Annotated in this window: 17 protein-coding genes; 4 read left to right on the plus strand and 13 right to left on the minus strand. The window is 69.0% G+C overall.

Annotated elements, in window-relative coordinates; all coding sequences use genetic code 11:
- Window positions 1–70: 70 nt before the first annotated feature.
- On the minus strand, window positions 71–1,279 hold the full coding sequence (locus V7672_RS09595; RefSeq protein WP_335624366.1) for a cell wall hydrolase: 1,209 nt from the start codon (window positions 1,277–1,279) through the stop codon (window positions 71–73).
- Between the two features lie 109 nt (window positions 1,280–1,388).
- A complete protein-coding gene (locus V7672_RS09600; RefSeq protein ID WP_335624367.1) occupies window positions 1,389–1,871 on the minus strand; it encodes a Dps family protein in 483 nt (160 codons plus the stop codon).
- Between the two features lie 159 nt (window positions 1,872–2,030).
- Between V7672_RS09600 and V7672_RS09605 the strand changes: the two genes are divergently transcribed.
- Entirely contained in the window at window positions 2,031–4,436 is a 2,406-nt protein-coding gene (locus V7672_RS09605; protein WP_335624368.1) for a PAS domain-containing protein, read from the plus strand.
- 18 nt (window positions 4,437–4,454) lie between these two features.
- On the opposite strand, the gene V7672_RS09610 is transcribed toward V7672_RS09605, so the two are convergent.
- Both V7672_RS09610 and V7672_RS09615 read right to left on the minus strand, forming a co-directional pair.
- Window positions 4,455–4,835 carry a DUF6481 family protein gene (locus V7672_RS09610; RefSeq protein ID WP_335624369.1) on the minus strand — a complete coding sequence of 127 codons (381 nt, stop codon included), beginning with the start codon at window positions 4,833–4,835 and terminating at the stop codon, window positions 4,455–4,457.
- 175 nt (window positions 4,836–5,010) lie between these two features.
- Window positions 5,011–5,202 (minus strand): hypothetical protein, encoded by a 192-nt coding sequence (locus V7672_RS09615; protein WP_335624370.1) that lies wholly within the window; start codon window positions 5,200–5,202, stop codon window positions 5,011–5,013.
- A 492-nt stretch (window positions 5,203–5,694) separates the two neighbouring features.
- Between V7672_RS09615 and V7672_RS09620 the strand changes: the two genes are divergently transcribed.
- Window positions 5,695–6,843: a cell wall hydrolase gene (locus V7672_RS09620; RefSeq protein WP_335624371.1), complete on the plus strand. Its 1,149-nt coding sequence runs from the start codon at window positions 5,695–5,697 to the stop codon at window positions 6,841–6,843.
- 6 nt (window positions 6,844–6,849) lie between these two features.
- On the opposite strand, the gene nadC is transcribed toward V7672_RS09620, so the two are convergent.
- The 8 genes from nadC to V7672_RS09660 form a co-directional block, all read right to left on the minus strand.
- Window positions 6,850–7,695 (minus strand): carboxylating nicotinate-nucleotide diphosphorylase, encoded by an 846-nt coding sequence (gene nadC, locus V7672_RS09625; protein ID WP_335624372.1) that lies wholly within the window; start codon window positions 7,693–7,695, stop codon window positions 6,850–6,852.
- A 14-nt stretch (window positions 7,696–7,709) separates the two neighbouring features.
- Window positions 7,710–9,254 carry an L-aspartate oxidase gene (locus V7672_RS09630; protein WP_335624373.1) on the minus strand — a complete coding sequence of 515 codons (1,545 nt, stop codon included), beginning with the start codon at window positions 9,252–9,254 and terminating at the stop codon, window positions 7,710–7,712.
- Window positions 9,251–10,111 carry a metalloprotease gene (locus V7672_RS09635; RefSeq protein ID WP_335624374.1) on the minus strand — a complete coding sequence of 287 codons (861 nt, stop codon included), beginning with the start codon at window positions 10,109–10,111 and terminating at the stop codon, window positions 9,251–9,253. The genes V7672_RS09630 and V7672_RS09635 overlap by 4 nt, the downstream gene beginning before the upstream one ends.
- Window positions 10,112–10,220: 109 nt before the next feature.
- Complete coding sequence (gene nadA / locus V7672_RS09640) at window positions 10,221–11,300, minus strand: quinolinate synthase NadA (protein ID WP_335624375.1); 1,080 nt, start codon at window positions 11,298–11,300, stop codon at window positions 10,221–10,223.
- Window positions 11,301–11,442: 142 nt separating this feature from the next.
- A complete protein-coding gene (locus V7672_RS09645; protein ID WP_335624376.1) occupies window positions 11,443–11,958 on the minus strand; it encodes a methylated-DNA--[protein]-cysteine S-methyltransferase in 516 nt (171 codons plus the stop codon).
- Window positions 11,942–13,054, minus strand: coding sequence for a bifunctional transcriptional activator/DNA repair enzyme AdaA (locus tag V7672_RS09650; protein WP_335624377.1), 1,113 nt, complete (start codon window positions 13,052–13,054; stop codon window positions 11,942–11,944). Before V7672_RS09650 ends, V7672_RS09645 begins: the two co-directional genes overlap by 17 nt.
- A gap of 49 nt (window positions 13,055–13,103) precedes the next feature.
- Entirely contained in the window at window positions 13,104–14,717 is a 1,614-nt protein-coding gene (locus tag V7672_RS09655; RefSeq protein WP_335624378.1) for a serine hydrolase, read from the minus strand.
- A gap of 52 nt (window positions 14,718–14,769) precedes the next feature.
- Window positions 14,770–16,674 (minus strand): BCCT family transporter, encoded by a 1,905-nt coding sequence (locus V7672_RS09660; RefSeq protein ID WP_335624379.1) that lies wholly within the window; start codon window positions 16,672–16,674, stop codon window positions 14,770–14,772.
- A gap of 75 nt (window positions 16,675–16,749) precedes the next feature.
- Here V7672_RS09660 and V7672_RS09665 point away from each other — a divergent pair, with 75 nt between their 5' ends.
- Together V7672_RS09665 and V7672_RS09670 are read left to right on the plus strand one after the other, a co-directional pair.
- Complete coding sequence (locus V7672_RS09665; RefSeq protein ID WP_335624380.1) at window positions 16,750–17,958, plus strand: FAD-dependent oxidoreductase; 1,209 nt, start codon at window positions 16,750–16,752, stop codon at window positions 17,956–17,958.
- A gap of 24 nt (window positions 17,959–17,982) precedes the next feature.
- Window positions 17,983–18,483, plus strand: a complete 501-nt coding sequence (locus tag V7672_RS09670; protein WP_335624381.1) for a hypothetical protein — start codon at window positions 17,983–17,985, stop codon at window positions 18,481–18,483.
- Here V7672_RS09670 and V7672_RS09675 read toward each other — a convergent pair.
- Window positions 18,480–19,112, minus strand: a complete 633-nt coding sequence (locus V7672_RS09675; protein WP_335624382.1) for a LysE family translocator — start codon at window positions 19,110–19,112, stop codon at window positions 18,480–18,482. The genes V7672_RS09670 and V7672_RS09675 overlap by 4 nt on opposite strands.
- Between the last annotated feature and the right edge of the window lie 86 nt (window positions 19,113–19,198).

A 19,198-nucleotide genomic window follows, 5' to 3' on the forward strand; every position in this document is an offset into this window, starting at 1 on the left:
CCGGAACCGTATGAATGCCGCTGCGCCGTTCAGGTTTCAATAGGCCAGTCTCATCGCGTCGGGAAATGCCCTAGCGGGTGGGCCGACCGACTTCCTCGACGTCCAGGGACACGACACCCGGCACAGGGGCGGGGGCCGCCCGGGGCGCGGGGGCTTCCTCCGTCTCGAAGTCCGCCAGATTGCGGTTGATCTCGGCGATCTCCTCGGGGGTCGGCTGGCGACGTCCGCCCAGGCTCACGGCCCCGACGACCCGGGTCTGCCCGTTGATCTCGACGGTCCGGGGTGCGGCGCCCACAACCGTACCGTCGGCCGCTGTCTCAAGCTCACCGTCCAGTGTCGCGTCGGCCACCAGCAGGCGGGGCCGCGAAAAGCGGGCTTCGTCGATCACCGGCTCGCGCCCGGCATAGGCTTGGGAAAAGGCGGCGGATTCGCCCGGATAGCCCTTCCAGCGATAAAAGATATGCGCGCCGATCTGGTCGATCTTGCCCAGGCTGGGCGCCCACCACGGGTGCACATAGTCGGCGTGATAGTGGGTGGCCGTGCCGACCCGCTCGGAAACATGGCCATCCAGCGCGCGGCGGGCGACATCCTCGGCCCGCTTCCAGGCCCAGCCTACCGGGGCCTGTGACAGGGCTCCGTCACAGGTGAAACTGAACTGGCAGCCCGTCACCCGCTCGGCGCCCTGAAAGACCACGCCACAGACGCTATTGGGGAAGTTCGGATCCCGGACCCGGTTCAGCACCACCTGCGCCACGGCTTCCTGACCGGGGCGCGGCTCCAGCGCCGCTTCATAATAGACGGCCTGCGTCAGGCAGCGCAGGGCGCGGTTTCGATCGGCCGTGGCGATCTTGCCCAGCGAAAAGGGCCGCGCGGGTCGCAGCAGGCCCCGGGACACCGGCCGGGCAGCGTTCAGGCGGTGGGCCTCAAGCCCGGTCTCGCCCTGCTCCAGGGTCGGCTTGCCGCCGAGCGAGAGGGTCTCCCAGCCCGGCGTCATGCCGAAATGGCCCACCGTCTGGAAACCCGGATCGTGTCGCATGGCCAGGGCCAGCTGGGCGGGGTTCATGCGGGCCGCCATGGCCTCAAGCCCGCCCGGTCCCAGGTCGCCCCGGGTGGCATCCATCACCGCCTGGACCCGCAGGTCCAGTTCCGGCCGCGCGGTCGAGCTGGCGGTCATGGCCACACCGGACAGCGCCAGCAGGGCGACAACGCTCAGCCCCGTCCCCCGACCGTCGGGAAACCGGGCCTTCAGCCAGTCGAGAATGGGTGCGATCAGGCGCATGGGGCGGGATATAGGACTTTCATCGGTTCAGCACACGATGCTAGCCGCTCAACCGGGCGAATTTCAGGCAGGCTGAGGCGACCGGGAGACGGTCGCCTCACAGCGCCGCTTAGCGGCCACCCAGGGTGGAACGCAGCATCCAGGCGAACTTCTCGTGCGCCGCCAGACGCTGGGTCATCAGGTCAGCGGTCGCCTCGTCACCCGCGTCGTCAGCCAGCGACAGGGTATCGCGGGTCGTGGCGATCAGGGTCTCATGGTCCCGCATCAGCTCCTTGAGCATGGCCTCGGCCTCCTGCTCCGGATCGCCGTCCTTGATCGCGGTCAGATTGCCGAAGGTCGCATAGCCCTGGGGGGCCAGGATGCCGAGCGCGCGGATCCGTTCGGCGATGTCGTCCAGCGCGCCCCAGATTTCCGTATATTGCTGCTCCAGCAGGTTGTGCAGGGTGAAGAATTCGGGTCCCCGGACGTTCCAGTGATAGCCGTGGGTCTTCAGATAGACGGCAAAGCTGTCGGCCAGCACCTTGGTCAGGGCCTGCGAGACTTCGCTGCGGTCGGCTTTTTTCAGTCCGGTCTGGATGGTGGCGGTGGTCATATACGCTCCTGGGAATGGGTGTCCGGGTCAGACCCAAAGATAGGAAGGGTCGCGGCCGGAACAACTGCGCCGGTCGCTCCGGCTCTCCGTAGGAACGCAATAGTCACGCTTGCGTTCATCGCCGGGTGAGCGTGTTGTGACGCGGTGGGGACCGATCCGATGAATCAGGGCGAGGGCCGGGGCGGTGTGCCCGCTGATCGCGCGTGGTTGAGTGCGGACCTATTTCTGGCACGGCTGGCACGCACGCCGCCTCCCACGATCTTTCAAGCCATCCTGATTGGTCTTGTCGCGGCGGTGGTGGCCATCGCGCTGCGCTATGCGCTCTCGAAGTTCTACGCCGAAGTTACAGGCTTCATGATCCTGCTGCCGGCCGTGATCCTGGCGGCGCTGGCGGGCGGACGGATCGCGGGTGCGGTCGCGGTCGTCCTGTGCCTGCTGGGCGGCTGGGTTGTAGCCGGGCCGAACGCCGATGGGGTCGGACTGACCAGCAATCTCGGTCGGGTCGCGACCGTCAACTTCATCGTCGTCGGCCTGTTCGTCACCTGGGTGGCGTCGGCCCTCAGGCGCGCCATACGGCGTCTGGACACGACCGTGGCTGACCTCCAGGCGGCGGCGGCGCGGGTGGATGAATACGAGGCCCGTTTCCGGGATATCGCCGATGTCGCGCCGGTCATGCTGTGGACCGGGGATGACGAGGGCCGGGTCTATCTCAACGCCGAGTTTCGCCGCTTCTGGGGAGACCGCCCGACGGATCTGACGGATCTGGCGCCGTGGATGGAGGCCATTCACCCCGAAGACCGTGATCGCGTCTGGTCGGCCTGCATGAACGCCCTGCAGACCCGCACCCCGCTCGAGATCGAGGCCCGCTATCTGCGCGCGGATGGAGAATGGCGGATTCTGTCGACCCATGCCCGCCCGCGTTTCGATGCGGAAGGGGGTTTCCTCGGCGTGGTCGGAGCCAATATCGACCTGTCCGAGGTCCGGCAGGTCGAGTCTGCCCTGCGCGAGAGCGAGCAACGCTTCCGCGCCATGGCCGACGATGCACCCGTCCTGATCTGGGTCACGGCCGAGGATCGCAAACGGGAATTCGTCAACCAGGCCTACGTCCAGTTCATGGGCGTCGAGGATGCCGCGACGCTCAACACCGACTGGCGCGAATTCATCCACCCCGACGACCGCGACCGGATCATTGCCGAGTCCGTGGCGGGGGAGGCCACCGGCCAACCCTTCAGCCTTGAGGGGCGGTATCGTCGACAGGATGGCGTCTGGCGCTGGCTGAAATCCTTCTCGCGCCCCCGTCTGGACGCCCAGGGCCAGGTGCAGGGCTTTGTCGGCGTCGCCTTTGACGTCACCGATGCCAAACAGGCCGAGGTCGACCTGAAGCGCATCAACGAATTGCTCGAGGACCGGGTCGGCAGGGCCCTGCTCGACAAGGCCCAGGCCGAGGCCGACCTGATGCACGCCCAGCGCATGGAAGCGGTCGGACGTCTGACCGGCGGCGTGGCCCACGACTTCAACAATCTGCTGACGGTGGTCATCGGCGGCCTCGACATGCTGCTCAACAACAAGGTCGACGAAGCCAAGCGGCTGAAGCTGACCGAGGCGGCCCTCAGCGCGGCCCGGCGCGGCGAACGCCTGACCCACCAGCTGCTGGCCTTTTCACGTCGGCAGGCGCTGCGGCCCGAGTCCGTCGACGTCAACGCCCTGATCCGTGAGGGTGAGCCCCTGATCCGGGGGGCGCTGGGCGGGGGCATGACCTATCACACCCGCCTGCGGCGTGGTGGGGCCCGGGTCCGGGTCGACACGGCCCAGTTCGAGGCGGCCTTGCTCAATCTGCTGGTCAATGCGCGCGACGCCGTGGGCGGCAAGGGCTGTGTCGAGGTCGAGACCCGTCGCCTCAAGGTCAAGGCGGGCGAGATCAGTGACCTTGAGCCCGGTGACTATGTCCGCATCACGGTCAGCGATGACGGCCCCGGCATTCCCGATGAGGTCCGAGAGCGCATCTTCGAGCCCTTCTACACCACCAAGGCGGTCGGCAAGGGCACGGGTCTCGGCCTGTCGCAGGTCTATGGCTTCCTCAAGCAAAGTGGCGGCGCCATCCACGTCGTGACCGGTTCGGCCAAGGGCACGCGCATGGAGATGTATCTTCCGGTAGCCATGGAGCAGGATGAGGCTGTGGCCGTGCCGGCCCGCAAGACCTCACCGGTCCGTGGGGGAGAGCACTCTGCTTTGCTGGTCGAGGACGATCCCGAGGTCCAGGCCATCGCCATGGCCCTCCTGGAGGCCATGGGGCTGAGCGTCACCACAGCGTCGGATCCTGCCACGGCCCTGAAGCGGCTCAAGGCCGAACGGTTTGATATCCTGCTGACGGATATTGTCATGCCGGGGGAAATGTCCGGCCTCGATCTCGCCCGCCGCGCCAGCACCCTCTATCCGGACATGCGGATCGTGCTGGCCACCGGCTATGCGGGCGACGACGTCGATGCAGCCTTGCGCGACGCCCCCTGGACGCTGGTGCGCAAGCCCTTCGCGATAGATGCACTCAGGGCCGCCCTGGAGGCCTGATCTCCAGCCGCTGAGGCCCTAGCGGCGAACCTTCTTCTCGGCCCGACGCGCCCGCTGTTCAGCCTTGATCGCGGCCTTGCGCTCACGGCGCTCGTTGCGGCGCTGTTCTTCGATCTGCTCGGCGGTCTGGGCCTTGGCCTGTTCGGCGGCGGCCTTCTTCGCTTCGGCTTCCAGACGGGCCTTTTCCTTGGCCGCCAGCTTCTCGGCTTCCTTCTCCTGCTTCAGCCGCTCCTTCTCGAGGCGCGCGGCTTCCTTTTCAGCAGCCAGAATCTCGGCCCGCCGATCGAAATCGGGATCCGGGATGGAGGGCTTGGGCTTGAAACGGGCCAGAAGGGCTTTTTTGGCTTCGGCCTGTGTGGCCAGGCGATCGGCAAAGCCGGTCTGCTTCAGATCTTTCATCAAGTCTCGGTCTGCTAGGGTGGGTCGGTCGAATGATCCGCGGAGCCTCGACACTCATGGCCGGACCCGGTCGGCGACAGGCATCACCGACCGGGGGGCTTTAGGGCTCAAGCCTGCGCGGATCAAGTCTCAGCGGGGTTGCGGCGGCCTTCCCGCCTCATCTGTGGCCGGAAGGTCAATCGTCCTTGGTGGCCTGGCCGACAGCGGTACCGGCCGCACCGCCCACGGCGGCTCCCACGGGTCCGCCCACGACGGCGCCGGCGACGGCACCGGTTGCGGCCTTCTGTTCAATCGTGGCGCCACAAGCGGCCAAGGCCAGGCCGAAGGTCGAGATCAGGGCGGCGGTCATCACGGTCTTGCGGGTCATGTCATCACCTTCTGGGTCGGGGTGGCCGGCTCGGGACGATCCCGGTCAGGCTTTGCATTGACGGGAAAACGTGTCCCCGGCTCTGGCGGTTCCCGGGTCTTCGCAAGCCCTTGAGAAACCACACCGGAACAGCAAGTTGTCCAAGGTTTCGTCCACACTGCACTTGAGCGCACCAAGAATGCGTCCATCTGACCTTTGAACTCAGCTTGAACCCTTGAGCCCAGATATCGCGCCATGATCTGTCGCGCACAACACAGAGTGTGCACGGATCATCTATCGCATCGACAATGGGTGGGGCAAAAATGCTTCACCCCCTCTGATTCTTGCGAATCAACCCTATTTGGGTCACATTGGCTATGTTAAAGGCGCGTCCCCGACGAACGGCGGACTGCCGGTGCGTCGGCCTCGTCGTGTGCGTGGTTTCGCGAAACCCCCGCACATCGACAGACTAAATAAGGGGCGGCATTGCGCCCTGCGGACTGGATAAAGCCTTTGTCATCGCCCCTGTCGCCTCGAACGCCCGACACCTCGGCTGCCCGTACACGACTGACGCCCGGTGTTGCCGCGGCGCTCGTGGGTGGACTGTTCGGTCTGGCGATCGGCGTGGCCTATCTGGGCGGCACCGTGGCCAAGGCGACGACCCTGCGCGCCCAGGCGGTCCGTCTGGACGGGGCGGCCTCGGCCGGCTTTACCGAAGAAGCCCTTGCTGCCGCTGCGGGCGGGCTCAACGCCAGTGCCCTGGCCATCGCCCGCCGCCATGACCCCTATACTGTTGCCGGGCCCAGCCGCCGTGACCGTCAGTCCGAGCTGCTGACTGCGCGTCTGGAACAGCTGCGCCCGACCGGCCCCGATATGACGCCCGGGCTGCGCCTCGCGTCCACCGATCCGTCGCATCCGGCGGCCCAGCCGTTCCGCCTCGGCAGTGCGCTGGACGCCAGCCGCGATCTCGAATGCCTGACCCAGGCCGTCTATTACGAAGCCCGCGGCGAGGGTCGTGACGGCCAGCGTGCGGTGGCCCAGGTGGTCATCAACCGCGCCCGCCACCCCGCCTTCCCCAAGACTGTCTGTGCCGTGGTCTTCCAGGGCGCCGGTCGCCGCACCGGCTGCCAGTTCAGCTTCACCTGCGACGGCTCCATGCGTCGCGGTGTGAACCAGGGCGCCTGGAACCGGGCCCGTCAGGTCGCCTCCGAGGCCCTGTCCGGCGGGGTCTATGCCCCGGTCGGCAATGCCACCCACTTCCACACCACGGGCGTCAGCCCGCGCTGGCGCACCTCGCTGATCCGCGTGGGTCAGGTCGGCGATCACGTCTTCTACCGCTTCGGCGGGCGTTCGGGCTCCAGCCGCGCCTTCGCCTATGACCCGGCCCCCTCGACCGGTAGCGATCAGCCCCGTCTGGTTCAGGCGGGCCTCGATCCGGCCGAACCCGTCCGTCAAGTCGGCCAGGCCGTCGCCTACAGCCTGCTGCTGGCCCAGGAAGGTCGCACCGAGGATGAGGTCCGCGCCGAGGCGGCGCCGGCTCCTGCCCCGGCTGCCACCCCCGCGGCGCCGCGGCCTGCGACGGCCACCCCGGCTCCGGCGGAAACGCCCGCGCGCCGTCAGGCGACTCCGGCTCCGGTCAGCCCTGTCGCTTCGGAAAGCTGATACCCCTCAGGCCGCGTCCAGCCCGATGTCCAGATTGGGCGCCGAATGGGTCAGGGCGCCGACCGAGATGACGTCGACGCCGGTCTCTGCGATCGCCCGAACCGTCTCCAGCGTTACCCCGCCCGAGGCCTCCAGCGTCACGCGCCCCGCCACGCGCGCCACCGCGTGCCGCAGATCGTCCAGGCTGAAGTTGTCGAGCATGATCACGTCCGGCCCCTCGGCCAGGGCCGCCTCCAGCTGATCCAGCCCGTCGACCTCGACCTCGACCTTCATCAGATGCCCGGCATGGGCCTTTGCCCGCCGCACGGCCTCGGCCACACCGCCACAGACGGCGACATGGTTGTCCTTGATCAGGATGGCGTCATCCAGACCGAAGCGGTGGTTGGTCCCGCCGCCACAGGCCACGGCGTGCTTTTCCAGGGCGCGCAAGCCCGGGGTGGTCTTGCGGGTATCCGCGATCCGCGCGCCCGTGCCCTCGACCGCCTGCACATAGGCCCGCGCCAGGGTCGCGATCCCGCACAGCCGCCCCAGCAGGTTCAGCGCCGTCCGCTCGGCCCCCAGAATGGCGCGCGCCCGACCCTCGACCGCGATCAGCACATCGCCCGCTCCGAACCTCTGCCCGTCGGCGACCCGCACCTCGACGGCAGCCTCGGCATCCAGGGCGTGCAGCGCCAGCCGCGCACAGGCCCCGCCCGCCATCACACCGTCCTTGCGGGCGGCGAACACGGCCTTCACCCGCGCGTCTTCCGGAATACAGGCCGCCGCCGTCACATCCCCCGCGCGGCCCAGATCCTCGGCCAGCGCGGCGCGGATCACCGGTTCGATCAACAGGTCGGGGAGGGCAGGGGCCATGGGGGCTACGTCCTTCATTCGGCCGCCATCAGCGGTTGCGGCACCTCGGCGGCATCGCGCACCACCCGGCTGTGACGCGCTTCGGTACGTGTGTCGGGATAGTCAGCACGGTAGTGGCCGCCCCGGCTCTCTTCGCGGGCCAGCGCCGCCCGCACCACCAGGGTCGCGGCGACGACAGCCAGGGCCCCCGGATGCTCCGCCTCGATCTGCGCCAGTTCGTCCAGGGCCGTGGTCAGTCCCTCCGCCTCGCGCACCACCCCGACATGGCGGTCCATCAACTCCCGCACCCGGGCAAGGGCCGCCTCGGGCAGGTCCGTCCCCATGATCTCGACCAGCGCTGACGGTGCCGGCAGGGTCTCGACCCGCGCCGCCCGTCCGGCCCGGCGGCCAAAGGCGGCGGCTTCCAGCAGCGAATTGGACGCCAGCCGGTTCGCGCCATGCACGCCGGTGGCCGCGCATTCACCCACGGCATAGAGGCCCCCGACTGTCGTGCGGCCGTCGGCATCGGCGGTGATCCCGCCCATGTGATAGTGGGCCGCGGCGACCACCGGGATCGGCTGACGGCGCGGGTCCAGCCCCATCCGCATACAGGCGGCATAGACCGCCGGAAACGCCGTTGGGAAGGCGGCGCCGATGGCTTGCGTTGCGTCCAGAAATGCTCCGCGCCCATCCATCTCGGCGGCATATACGGCCCGCGCTACCTGATCGCGGGGCGCCAGATCGGCACTGTCCGCCTCGCCCAGCAGGAACCGGCCCTCGCGGTCGACCAGCCGTGCCCCTTCGCCCCGCAGGGCCTCGGTTGCCAGCGGCAGGGGCGACACCAGATCGCTGTCCGGGCCCGCCGTCGTCAGGCGGATGGCGGTCGGGTGAAACTGCACAAACTCAGGGTCCAGAATCTCTGCCCCGGCCTGCCAGGCCAGCGCCATGCCCGCCCCCTGCAGCGCGCCGGGCGTGGTCGTCCGCCCATACAGGCCGCCGATCCCGCCGGTGGCCAGAATGACCGCCGGGGCAATCACCCGCACGCGCCGCTCGCCGCGCGTCAGGATCGCCCCGCGCACGCGGCCGTCTGCGTCCCGCACCAGACCGGTCAGTCGGGCGTCTTCCCAAAGAGTGATATGGGCACTGGCCCGGACCGCCGTCACCAGCGCCGACAGGATCGCGCGTCCGGCGCCGTCGCCGCCGACCCGCGCCACCCGCGCCCGCGAATGGGCCGCTTCCCGGCTCAGGTGATAGTGACCGTCCGCCTCGCGGTCGAAGGGCGCCCCCAGTTGGTCCAGCCAGTGGATGGTGTCTTTGGCCGCATCGGTGAGAGCCCGGGCGCGCTCCGGCTCGACCAGTCCCGCGCCGGCGGCGATCGTATCGTCCGCGTGCAGGCTCGAGGTGTCATCCTCTGCCAGCGCGGCGGCCATTCCGCCCTGCGCCCAGGCCGAGGCACAGGCCTCCAGCAGGGTTGCGGGCGTGGCCACCAGCACCGGGGCGGGGGCTGCCTCCAGCGCGGCCGACAGGCCGGCCAGTCCGCCGCCGATGATCAGCGGCCCCTCATGGCGTACGGTCTTCATCGGCCGATCGACAGGAAGCGTCCGACGACGTCCAGTGCCCCTTTCACATCGCCCCCGGTCGGGATCAGGAAGGCAGCGGCCGTGACACCCAGACAGGCGGTCGCCGTCACACTGAACAGGCCGACGCTATAGCCGGCCTCGCGCCAGTTCAGCTGCCGCCCCTCGGGCCGCCACTGGCCGCGCTTCAGATGGCCGATCAGGGCGATGGCCAGGAAGGCGGCAAAGATGAAGCTGCCGTTCGAAATCCCCCACCAGACCACCAGGGCGCCGATGGCGATCATGACGGCGTATTCGACCATGGGATGGATGCGGGCCAGCACCGGGCCCAGCGCCTTGGATCCGTCCAGCGGCGGGGCCGGTGCCAGATTGACCAGATTGATCAGGCCGATGGCGAACACCCCGTTCAGCCACATCGTCTCTCCCGTTCCGAAATAGAGGGCGAAGAAGGGCAGGGCCGCGAGCAGGCCGAGCGCTGGCCCCGCCAGCGACACCAGCACGCCATCCCATTCGCTCTTCGGCATCCGCTGACCCTTCGCCAGCCCGCCGAGGAAGGGAATGATATAGACCTTGGCCGGGCCCATCCCCAGCCGGTTCATGGCCAGCACATGGCCGTATTCGTGCACGAACAGGCCGATGATGGCCGCCACCGCGATCACCCAGCTGCCGCTGATCCACCAGATGAAGCCGCCCAAGAGCACGGTCGACAGCACCGCCCAGACCAGCCCCTGACCCTTGTCCTCGGGGGCAGTCGCGACGCGCGTCTCCGACGGCTGCGCGCGGGTGCCCGACGCGGACCCCCAGGGTCCGGCATGGGAGCCGGGGCGGGTCGGACGGGTCGGGGGCAGGGTGTCGCTCATTTCCGCAATGTGGGCTGTGTCACGCCCAGCCACAATGCAAGCAGCGTCATCAGTTTCAGCGTGCGCGGCTCGATCTTCGCCACCACCCGGGTCGGGGCCACATAGTGCATCAGATCAGCTCCACATCGACATGGTGGCGGGCCTTGATCATGTCATAACGCGCCGGGACTGCGGGCGGCGGCAGGTCCACCATCCGCTGCACTGCGAGCCGCGCGGGCTCGATCAGCGCCTCAGGCACCGTCACCTCGAACTGCATGTTCACCAGACAGTCGCGGATATTTTCCAGCGTGATCCGCTTCATGTGCGGGCACAGGTTGCAGGGACCGATGAAGCGGGTGTCCGGCGCATCGGCGGCGACATTCGATGCCATCGAGCACTCGGTGATCATGACCACCTGTTTGGGACGGCGCTGGGTCACATAATCGCTCATGGCGGCCGTCGATCCTGCAAAGTCCGCAGCGGCCAGCACCTCTTCCGGGCATTCCGGATGCGCCAGGATTTCCGCGCCCGGATAGGCCGCGCGCATCTCGGCGATGTCGTCGACGGTGAAGCGCTCGTGCACCTCGCACCGGCCCTTCCAGGCGATGATCCCGACGCTGGTCTGCGCCGCGACATTCCGCGCCAGGAATTCGTCGGGGATCAGGATGACCCGGTCGACGCCCCATTCCTTCGCGGCCCATTCCACCACCTGCACGGCATTGGCGCTGGTGCAGCAGATGTCGGTCTCGGCCTTCACATCGGCGGTGGTGTTCACATAGGTGACGACGGGCAGGCCCGGATAGCGGGCCTTGATCAGCCGCACGTCCGCCCCGGTGATCGAGGCCGCCAGCGAGCAGCCCGCGCGCAGGTCCGGGATCAGCACCGTCTTGTCGGGGCTCAGGATCTTGGAGGTCTCGGCCATGAAGTGCACGCCGGCCTGGACGATCACCTTCGCCTCGGACTTCGCGGCTTCCTTGGCCAGGCCCAGGCTGTCGCCGACATAATCGCCGACCCCGTGGAAAATCTCCGGCGTCATATAGTTGTGGGCCAGGATGACGGCGTTCCGCTCGCGCTTCAGCCGGTTGATCTCGACGATCAGCTCGGCCTGCACCGGCCACTCCAGCGGCGTCACATGATCTCGAACCTTGGGCCAGATGGCCGCCGTGGCCGCCTCTGTCGCCGGGCTCAGTCCGAATGCGCCGTCTGCCATCTCTCTCTCCTTTTGCTCAATCTGAGCAAATATGAGGCCCGAAACAGGACGGCGGGATCGCCCCGGCCGTCCCACTTATGCTCACTTTCAGCATAAGTGGGCATGAACATAGTCCCTTGGCGCGCGAACGCAAGCGAAACCGTCAGCCTTCGCCGCGCTCCAGTTCCAGCAGCCACTGCTTCCGCTCCAGCCCGCCGGCATAGCCGGTCAGGGTGCCGTCGCGGCCGATCACCCGATGGCAGGGCACGATCACAGCGATGGCATTGGCGCCGTTCGCCAGACCGACGGCCCGCACGGCGGTGGGGCGCCCGATGGCCTCAGCCAGCTGGCCATAGGTGCGGGTCTGGCCGTGCGGAATGGCGCGCAGGGCCTGCCACACCGACCTCTGGAATTCCGTGCCGCCCGTCTCGATCGGCAGCCGGTCCAGCGCCGTGGCCTCTCCGCCGAAATAGGCATCGAGCGCCGCGCGGACCGGCCCGGTTTCGCCACCCGCCGACAGGTCCACGGTCCCGTGACGCAGCTTCATCAGCCGGCGCATGCGCGGCTCATAGTCGGCAAAGTCCAGCGCGTGGACCACCCCCCCGGCATCCGTCACGACCAGCAGGGGGCCGAGCGGCGACTCCACCCGGTCCAGCGATAGCTCACGCGCATGTCGCATGATCGGTCTCCTCGTCCATCATCAGATACAGGGCCGCATAGGCCCGCCAGGGGCGCCAGCGTTCAGCCAGCGCCTCGGTGTCCGGATCGGGCCAGCGGTCGGCGGGCGCCACGGCCCCGTCGTCCAGCACCCACGGCCCCGGCAGGCGCAGGCCGGGCCGGGCGGCCACCCTCGGCCCCAGCACCGGATCCCCGCCCAGATCGCGCATCAGCGCCTCGGGGTCATGCCCCAGGTCGAACACCCGCCGCACCCGTGCCAGCACCCGGGGCAGTGCGTCCAGCCGGTCGGCCTCGACCCGCACCTGCAGGGCATTCCCACGGCCCGCCCTCGCCTCGACCCGTCCGGACGCGCCGTCCCTCTCGCGGTCGAGGGCGCGCGACCAGACGCCTCCCTCGACCGCATCGCCCCGCGCGGCCAGCGCCGCCATCAGGGCGTCGAGCTCATACGGCGGACGCCAGCTCAGCGACAGCTCGACTCCCGCCCCGGGCTCTTCACCCGCGCCCCGTCGCAGGGCCGAGGGCGGCCGGTCATAGAGCGCCTGAAAGGTCTCGTTGAAGCGCCGCACACTGCCGAACCCCGAGGCCATGGCCACCTCGGCCATCGGCAGGCGCGTCTGATGCAGCAGGGCCTTGGCCAGTCGCACCCGCCGGGTCTGGGCCACGGCCACGGGCGAGGCGCCCAGATGCGCCCGGAACAGCCGCCTCAGGTGCCGCTCCCCCACGCCCAGCCGGTCGCACAACCGGTCCAGCCCGCCCTCATCCAGCGCGCCCTCATCGATCATTTGAAGGGCCCGGCTGACGGTATTGGCGGTCCCGCGCCAGGCGCCCCCGGTCGAAACCTCTCCGCGCCAGGCGGAATAGTCGGGTGCGGTCTCGGGCCGACACCGCAGGCAGGGCCTGTAGCCCTTCGCCTCGGCTTCGGCGGCGCTCGCGACAAACTCGATATTGCCGAACAGCGGCGTCCGCGCCGGACACACCGGACGGCAATAGATGCCCGTCGTCTTCACACAGGTGTGGAAGCGCCCGTCGAATCGCGCATCGCGGGCGACGACCGCGCGGTAACAGGCTTCAGCCGACAGGGGGGGCGGGCTCTCCATGTCGCGAACCTTGCCCCGGCGCCCGCGCCCTGTCTCGCGGTTTTCGGACTCAGACCTTCGTCAGCCTCAGGTCCTGGTAGTCATAGCTGAAGTCGATGTCGGGGCTGACGCCCTTGACCGTCGCCCGCACCGGCTGGCCGTTCTCCAGCTCGAAGGTGACAAAGGCGTCCTCCTCGCGCTTGTCCGGGAAGCGGGTGCGGAAGGTCTCGCCGTCATAGGGCTCCAGCGGCCCCTGCAGCGCGGGGTTATGGGTGAAGCGCAGCCAAAGCTGCACGTCGCGCCGCTCGATGACGATGTCCCCGTACCACGGGTCGCGCCAGGTCCCCGCATAGGCCGACAGCGGCAGGGAGGGGGCAGCGCCCGCCGCCTGTTTCGCGTCAATCTCGACGGCGGCGGCCAGCGACCGCTGGGTCGACTCGGCCTCATAGCGTTTGCTGTCGGCGATCCAGTCAAAGCCGGTCTTGTCCATGACGATGTCGGCGATGCCGCTCCGCAGCGCCCTGAGCAGATAGCTCTCCTCGGCGTTCGAGAAGATCGCAAAACCGGCGTTCCGGCCGGGCAGCAGTACGGTCGCTGAAATCCCGCCGGGCGAGCCGCCGCCGTGGCTGATCAGCCGCTCGCCGCGATAGTCCTGCACCGCGAGGCCCATGGCATAGGTCGAGGCGATTGACCGCCCCGGCAGCTCGGCCGTCGGCCCGGGCGAGGACGAACTGATGATGTTTGGTCGATACATCTCCCGCGCCGAGGCTTCCGAAAACAGCTGCGACCCGTCAGGCAGCTTGCCGTCCGCCAGCCGCACGGCGATCCATTTGGCCCAGTCGTGCGGACTGGCGCACAGGCCACCCGCGGCCGCCGCGGAATCCCAGTTCCAGACCTCGGCGATACTGTCGGCGATGCGGGTCATCTCGCCCTGATAGCGCAGGGGCGGTCCCACCCGCGCGTGGGGCAGGGCTGACTTCGACGGGTCCGCTCGGGTGGCCATCACGGCGGTCTCGGACATGCCCACGCGGTCCAGAATGCGCGTCTGGACAAAGTCCTCCCACGCCATGCCCGAGGCCGCGGCCAGCACCTCGCCCGCCACCACGAACATCAGGTTGCAGTAATGGTACCGCGCCCGGAACTGGTCCTCGATCGGCACATGGGGGATGGCCGCCATCACCTCGGCCCGCGTCCGGTCGCTGTTCGGCCAGAACAGCAGGTCCCCGGCCCCCAGTCCGAACCCGGCCCGGTGGCTCAGCGTATCGCGCACCGTGATCCGCTCGCCGATGAACGGGTCCGACAGGGTAAAGCCGGGCAGATAGGTCCGCACCGGCTCGTCCCACTTCACCTTGCCCTCATCGACCATGATGGCGAGGGCGGCGGCCGTGACATTCTTGGTGTTCGACGCAATGGCGAACAGGGTGTGTTCGTCCGCCCGCCCCGGCCGGTCCATGGCCTTGACGCCATAGCCGCGCGTCAGGATCGCCTGACCGTCCTTGACCAGCGCCACACCCAGTGCGGGCTGATCCGGAAAGGCCGCCATACAGCGGATCACATAGGCATCGACCGCCGCCGCCAGCTCCGAATGGTCCCGGGCCGCGTCCTGCGCCCAGGCCTTCATTGGCAGGGCCACAGCCCCCGCACCGGCAAACAGCGCCGACCGGCGCGACAGGGACAGGCTCATGGGGCACTCCTTGGACAACTGCGCGAACGCTAGCCCCCTGCGGCCGCCTTCGCTAGCCCCGCCGCCACCGCTCCAGCTGCTCCAGGATGGCGGCCTCGATCTGGGTGCGGGTAAAGCCGGTCAGGTCATGCTGGCGACCGTCCTGCCCGCGCCCGGTCAGGCGCCATTCGCTGGCCCGCCGACCTTCGGGTGCGTTCAGCGCGGAAAAGGCGGGCAGGGCGCGCGAGGTCGCAACCAGGGACCAGCGGAAATCTGACCAGCCGGGGTGATGGACCACCAGCTCGGCCCCGTCCTCGCCGCGAACCACTTCTGCCGTCTCCATCCCCCCGAGCGTTAAGGCGGCGGCCACGGCCTCCATGGCCGGCAAGCCGTGCCGCTCGATCTGTCGGTCGATGTCCTTGCGGCGGGCCGGCGACAGGATGCGCTTGACCCGTTCGGCCAGCGGCGGGGCCTCGGTCTCGATCTCGCGCCCGGCGACATCGGCATACATCTGTCGGATCAGCCCGACGCTCAGCGCGATCATGATGATGGCAAACGGCAGGGCGGCGACCAGGGTCGCAGCCTGCAAGGCGCCCAGACCTCCGGCCAGCAGCAACAGCGCCGCCGCCAGACCTTGCAGCGAGCACCAGTAAACCCTCTGCCAACGGGGGGTGTCGTCCGCGCCTCCCGACGCAATGGTGTCGATCACCAGCGACCCGGAATCCGCACTGGTCACAAAGAACACCGCCACCAGCAACACCGCCAGCGTCGAGGTGATCGCCGTGCCCGGCAGATACTCCAGGAACCGGAACAGCGCCGTCGACAGGTCCGTCTGCACCGCCTGGGTGATGGCGCCCGCCGCCGTACCCATGTCGAGGGCGATGGCCGTATTGCCGAACACCGTCATCCACAAAAAGGTAAAGCCGGTCGGCACCAGCAGCACCCCCATGGCGAACTCGCGCACCGTCCGCCCGCGCGAGATGCGGGCGATGAACATGCCGACGAAGGGCGACCAGGCGATCCACCACGCCCAGTAGAACAGCGTCCAGCTGGCCATCCAGCCGCGCGGCTCATAGGCATAGAGGTTGAAGGTCCGCTCGAAGAAATGGTCCAGATACAGACCGAAATTCTGCACCAGCGCCTTCAGCAGAAACCCGGTCGGACCCGCCACGAGTACGAACAGCATCAGCCCGACGGCGATCACCAGATTGAGCTCGGACAGCCGCCGCACCCCCCGGTCCAGACCAGTCAGGACCGAGATTGTCGCGGCCCCCATGACCAGGGCGATCAGCCCCACCTGCACCCACGGCCCGGTCGGCAGGCCGGTCAGATAGTTCAGCCCGCTGTTGATCTGGGCCACGCCCAGCCCCAGCGAGGTGGCGATCCCGAACAGCGTCCCGCAGATGGCGAAAATGTCCACCGCATCGCCGATCGGCCCGTTGATCCGCCGTCCCAGCAACGGGTGCAGTCCGGACCGCAAGGTCAGCGGCAGGCCCTTGCGGTGGGCGAAATAGGCCAGACTCAGCCCTACGACCGCATAGATGGCCCAGGCATGCACGCCCCAGTGGACGAAGGTGATCACCATCCCCTCGCGGGCGGCGGCGAAAGTGCCCGGGACGGCGTCCGGCGGCGCGGCATAGTGCTGCACCGGCTCGGCCACGGCGAAATACATCAGGCCGATGCCCATGCCTGCGGCGAACAGCATGGCCAGCCAGGACAGATAGGGAAAGTCCGGCTCGGCGTCGTCTGGCCCCAGTTTCAGCCGCCCGGTCGGGCCCATGGCCAACACCAGAACCACAAGCACGAACCCTGCCACCGAGGCCACATAGAACCAGCCGAAGGTGTCGATCACCCAGGCCTGGGCATGGCTGAACGCATAGTCCGAGGCGCCGGGTGCGATCAGCGCTGCGGCCAGCAAAAGGCCGATGATCAGGCTGGCGCCCCAGAAGACGCGCGGGTTCATTCTTGATTTGAGCATGGGGGACCAGCGTGACCGTTGCCGTCCGGTTCCTCAACCCCCTGACTTTGTGGCAAGGCGGAAGGGGAGGGTCCGATGAGACGCACACTCGACATCGCCGTGGTGGGGGCCGGGCCGGCGGGGCTGGCGGTCGCGACCCTTCTGGCGCGCGCCGGGCATCGCGTTGTCGTCCATGAGCGCTTCGATCAGGCCGCCCCTGTCGGCGCGGGCTTCATGCTGCAGCCGACCGGTCTGGCGGTGCTGGATGCCATGGGGCTGACCGGCGAGGTCGAGGCTCTGGCCCAGCCCATAGACCGGCTGTTCGGGCGAGAGGCCCGGCGCGGGCGGATCGTCCTCGACGTCGGCTATGCGGCCCTGTCGCGTCCCCGCCGGGCGCTGGGTGTCCACCGCGCGACCCTGTTCGACGTGCTGTACCGCGCGGCCCTCGACGCCGGGGTGACGGTCGAGACGGGGCGGGAGATCGTGTCCGCGCAGGCCGGCCGCCTGACCGATGCCGGAGGGCGAACCGGCCCCGCCTTCGATCTGGTCATCGACGCCTCCGGCGCGCGCTCGGCCATCGCCGCATCGCTCGGCGCCCGGCGGCGCGAGCTGTCCTATGGCGCGCTGTGGGCCACCGTCCCCTGGCCCGGCGCGCCCTTCGATCCCCATGCGCTGGAGCAGGTCTATCGCGGCGCGGCCAAGATGATCGGCGTCCTGCCCGTCGGTCGCCAGCCCGGCCGCGACCCGCCGCTGGCCACCTTCTTCTGGAGCCTCAAGACCGCCTCATACGCCGACTGGCGCGCCGCCGGGCTCGACGTCTGGAAGGCCGAGGTGCGGACCCTCTGGCCCGAGGTCGCCCCCGTGCTCGACAGCCTGACCGACCCCGACCAGCTGACCCTCGCCCGCTATGGCCATCATACGCTAGCCCGCCCGGTCGCCGACCGGCTGGCGGTGATCGGCGACGCCGCCCATTCCACCAGTCCGCAACTGGGGCAGGGGGTGAATATGGGCCTGCTGGATGCCTTCGCCCTGTCGCAGGCGCTGGCCGTCCATACCGATCTGGATCAGGCGCTCGCCGCCTATGCGAGCGCTCGCCGCTGGCACATCCGCCTCTATCAGGCGCTCAGCCTCGGCTTTACCCCCTTCTATCAGGCTGACGGCCGGCTGCTGCCGTGGGTGCGCGACCATGTGCTGGGCAAGCTGGCCCGCCTGCCGCTGGCCGACCGCCTGCTGGCGGCGACCGTCTCGGGCCTGCTGCTCGATCCGCGGCCCCGGGCGCTGGATCGCCCTCGGGACCTGCGCTAATCCTCGTCCATCACAGGAGGGATCATGTCCGGCATTCGTCACACCGTCGCAGTCCTGGCCTCTGCCCTTGTCCTGATCCCGGCCGTCACCGCGCGGGCGCAATCCGCTGACCCGGACCGGGCGCCGAAATTTCCCGGCGTCTATCGCTATGTCGGCATCATGGAAGGCTTCCATCTGCCCGAGACCTGCGTCGAGCGCTGGACACTCCGGGCAGACGGCACCCTGCTTCTCGAGAGCGGTGCCTCGGTCAGCCGGGGCCGCTGGTCTGTCGACAGGGATGCGGATGACCTGGACTGGCTCACGGTCAGTGAGCAGGTGCCGAACGGCGCGCGTGATTGCAGCGGGGGCATTACGCCCCCCGATCTCGAACCGATCCGCCATCACGTGGTCCTCATGAACAGCGGCGACTTCCAGATTTGTCTGACGCCGCGCCGGCTGGCCGATGGCTCGTCGATCCAGGGCCCCTGCCTCTATGCCCTCCGCCGCGAGGGCGATGCCCCTGCGAAAGAGGGTGTTTCGCCCTAGCGCGTCTCCCACGCCATCCACAGGGCGACCAGCAGGATACCGCCGCCCATCACGCCGCGCGCCAGCGGCCCCTCCAGCCGCCTCAGCAGCGGCCCGCCGGCGCCGGCTGCCGTCACCACGATCACGGCGTGGATGGCGGTCGCCACCGCCAGATGTAGCCCGCCCAGCGTCAGCGCCTGGGCCACCGTCGACCCGGCCCCGGGCCGCATGAAGGTGGGCAGCAGGGCGGTATAGAAGACCGCCGCCTTGGGATTGAGCAGATTGGCCAGCAGCCCCTTGAGGAACAGGGTCCGGCGCGAGCCGTCCTCGCTGCTCGCCGGGTCGGTGCCCGACCCCCGCCACGCCTCCCACGCCAGCCAGGCCAGATACAGCACCCCGGCCCAGCGGATGATCTGGAACAGCCACGGCCACTGGATCACCAGCGCGCTGACCCCGGCCACCGCCGCCAGCATCCACGCCGCCAGCCCCAGCGTCACCCCGGCCACCGCCGCCAGCGCCGCCGTCCGGCCCCGTCCTGCCGCGATCAGCGCCAGCCAGCCCATGTTCGGCCCGGGCGTCAGCTCGACCAGCGCCACCGCCACCAGAAACGGCAGGATCACAGCAGGCTCGAACAGGGACAGCAGGGGCATGGGCGGGGGTCTCCGGCCCCCTGCATAGCTTGCCTGTGTCCGCCTGCCATCCTCCTCTTGCGTTGCGGATCGGCCACACCCATGTC

This window comes from Brevundimonas sp., from assembly GCF_036963785.1.
Lineage (GTDB): Bacteria > Pseudomonadota > Alphaproteobacteria > Caulobacterales > Caulobacteraceae > Brevundimonas.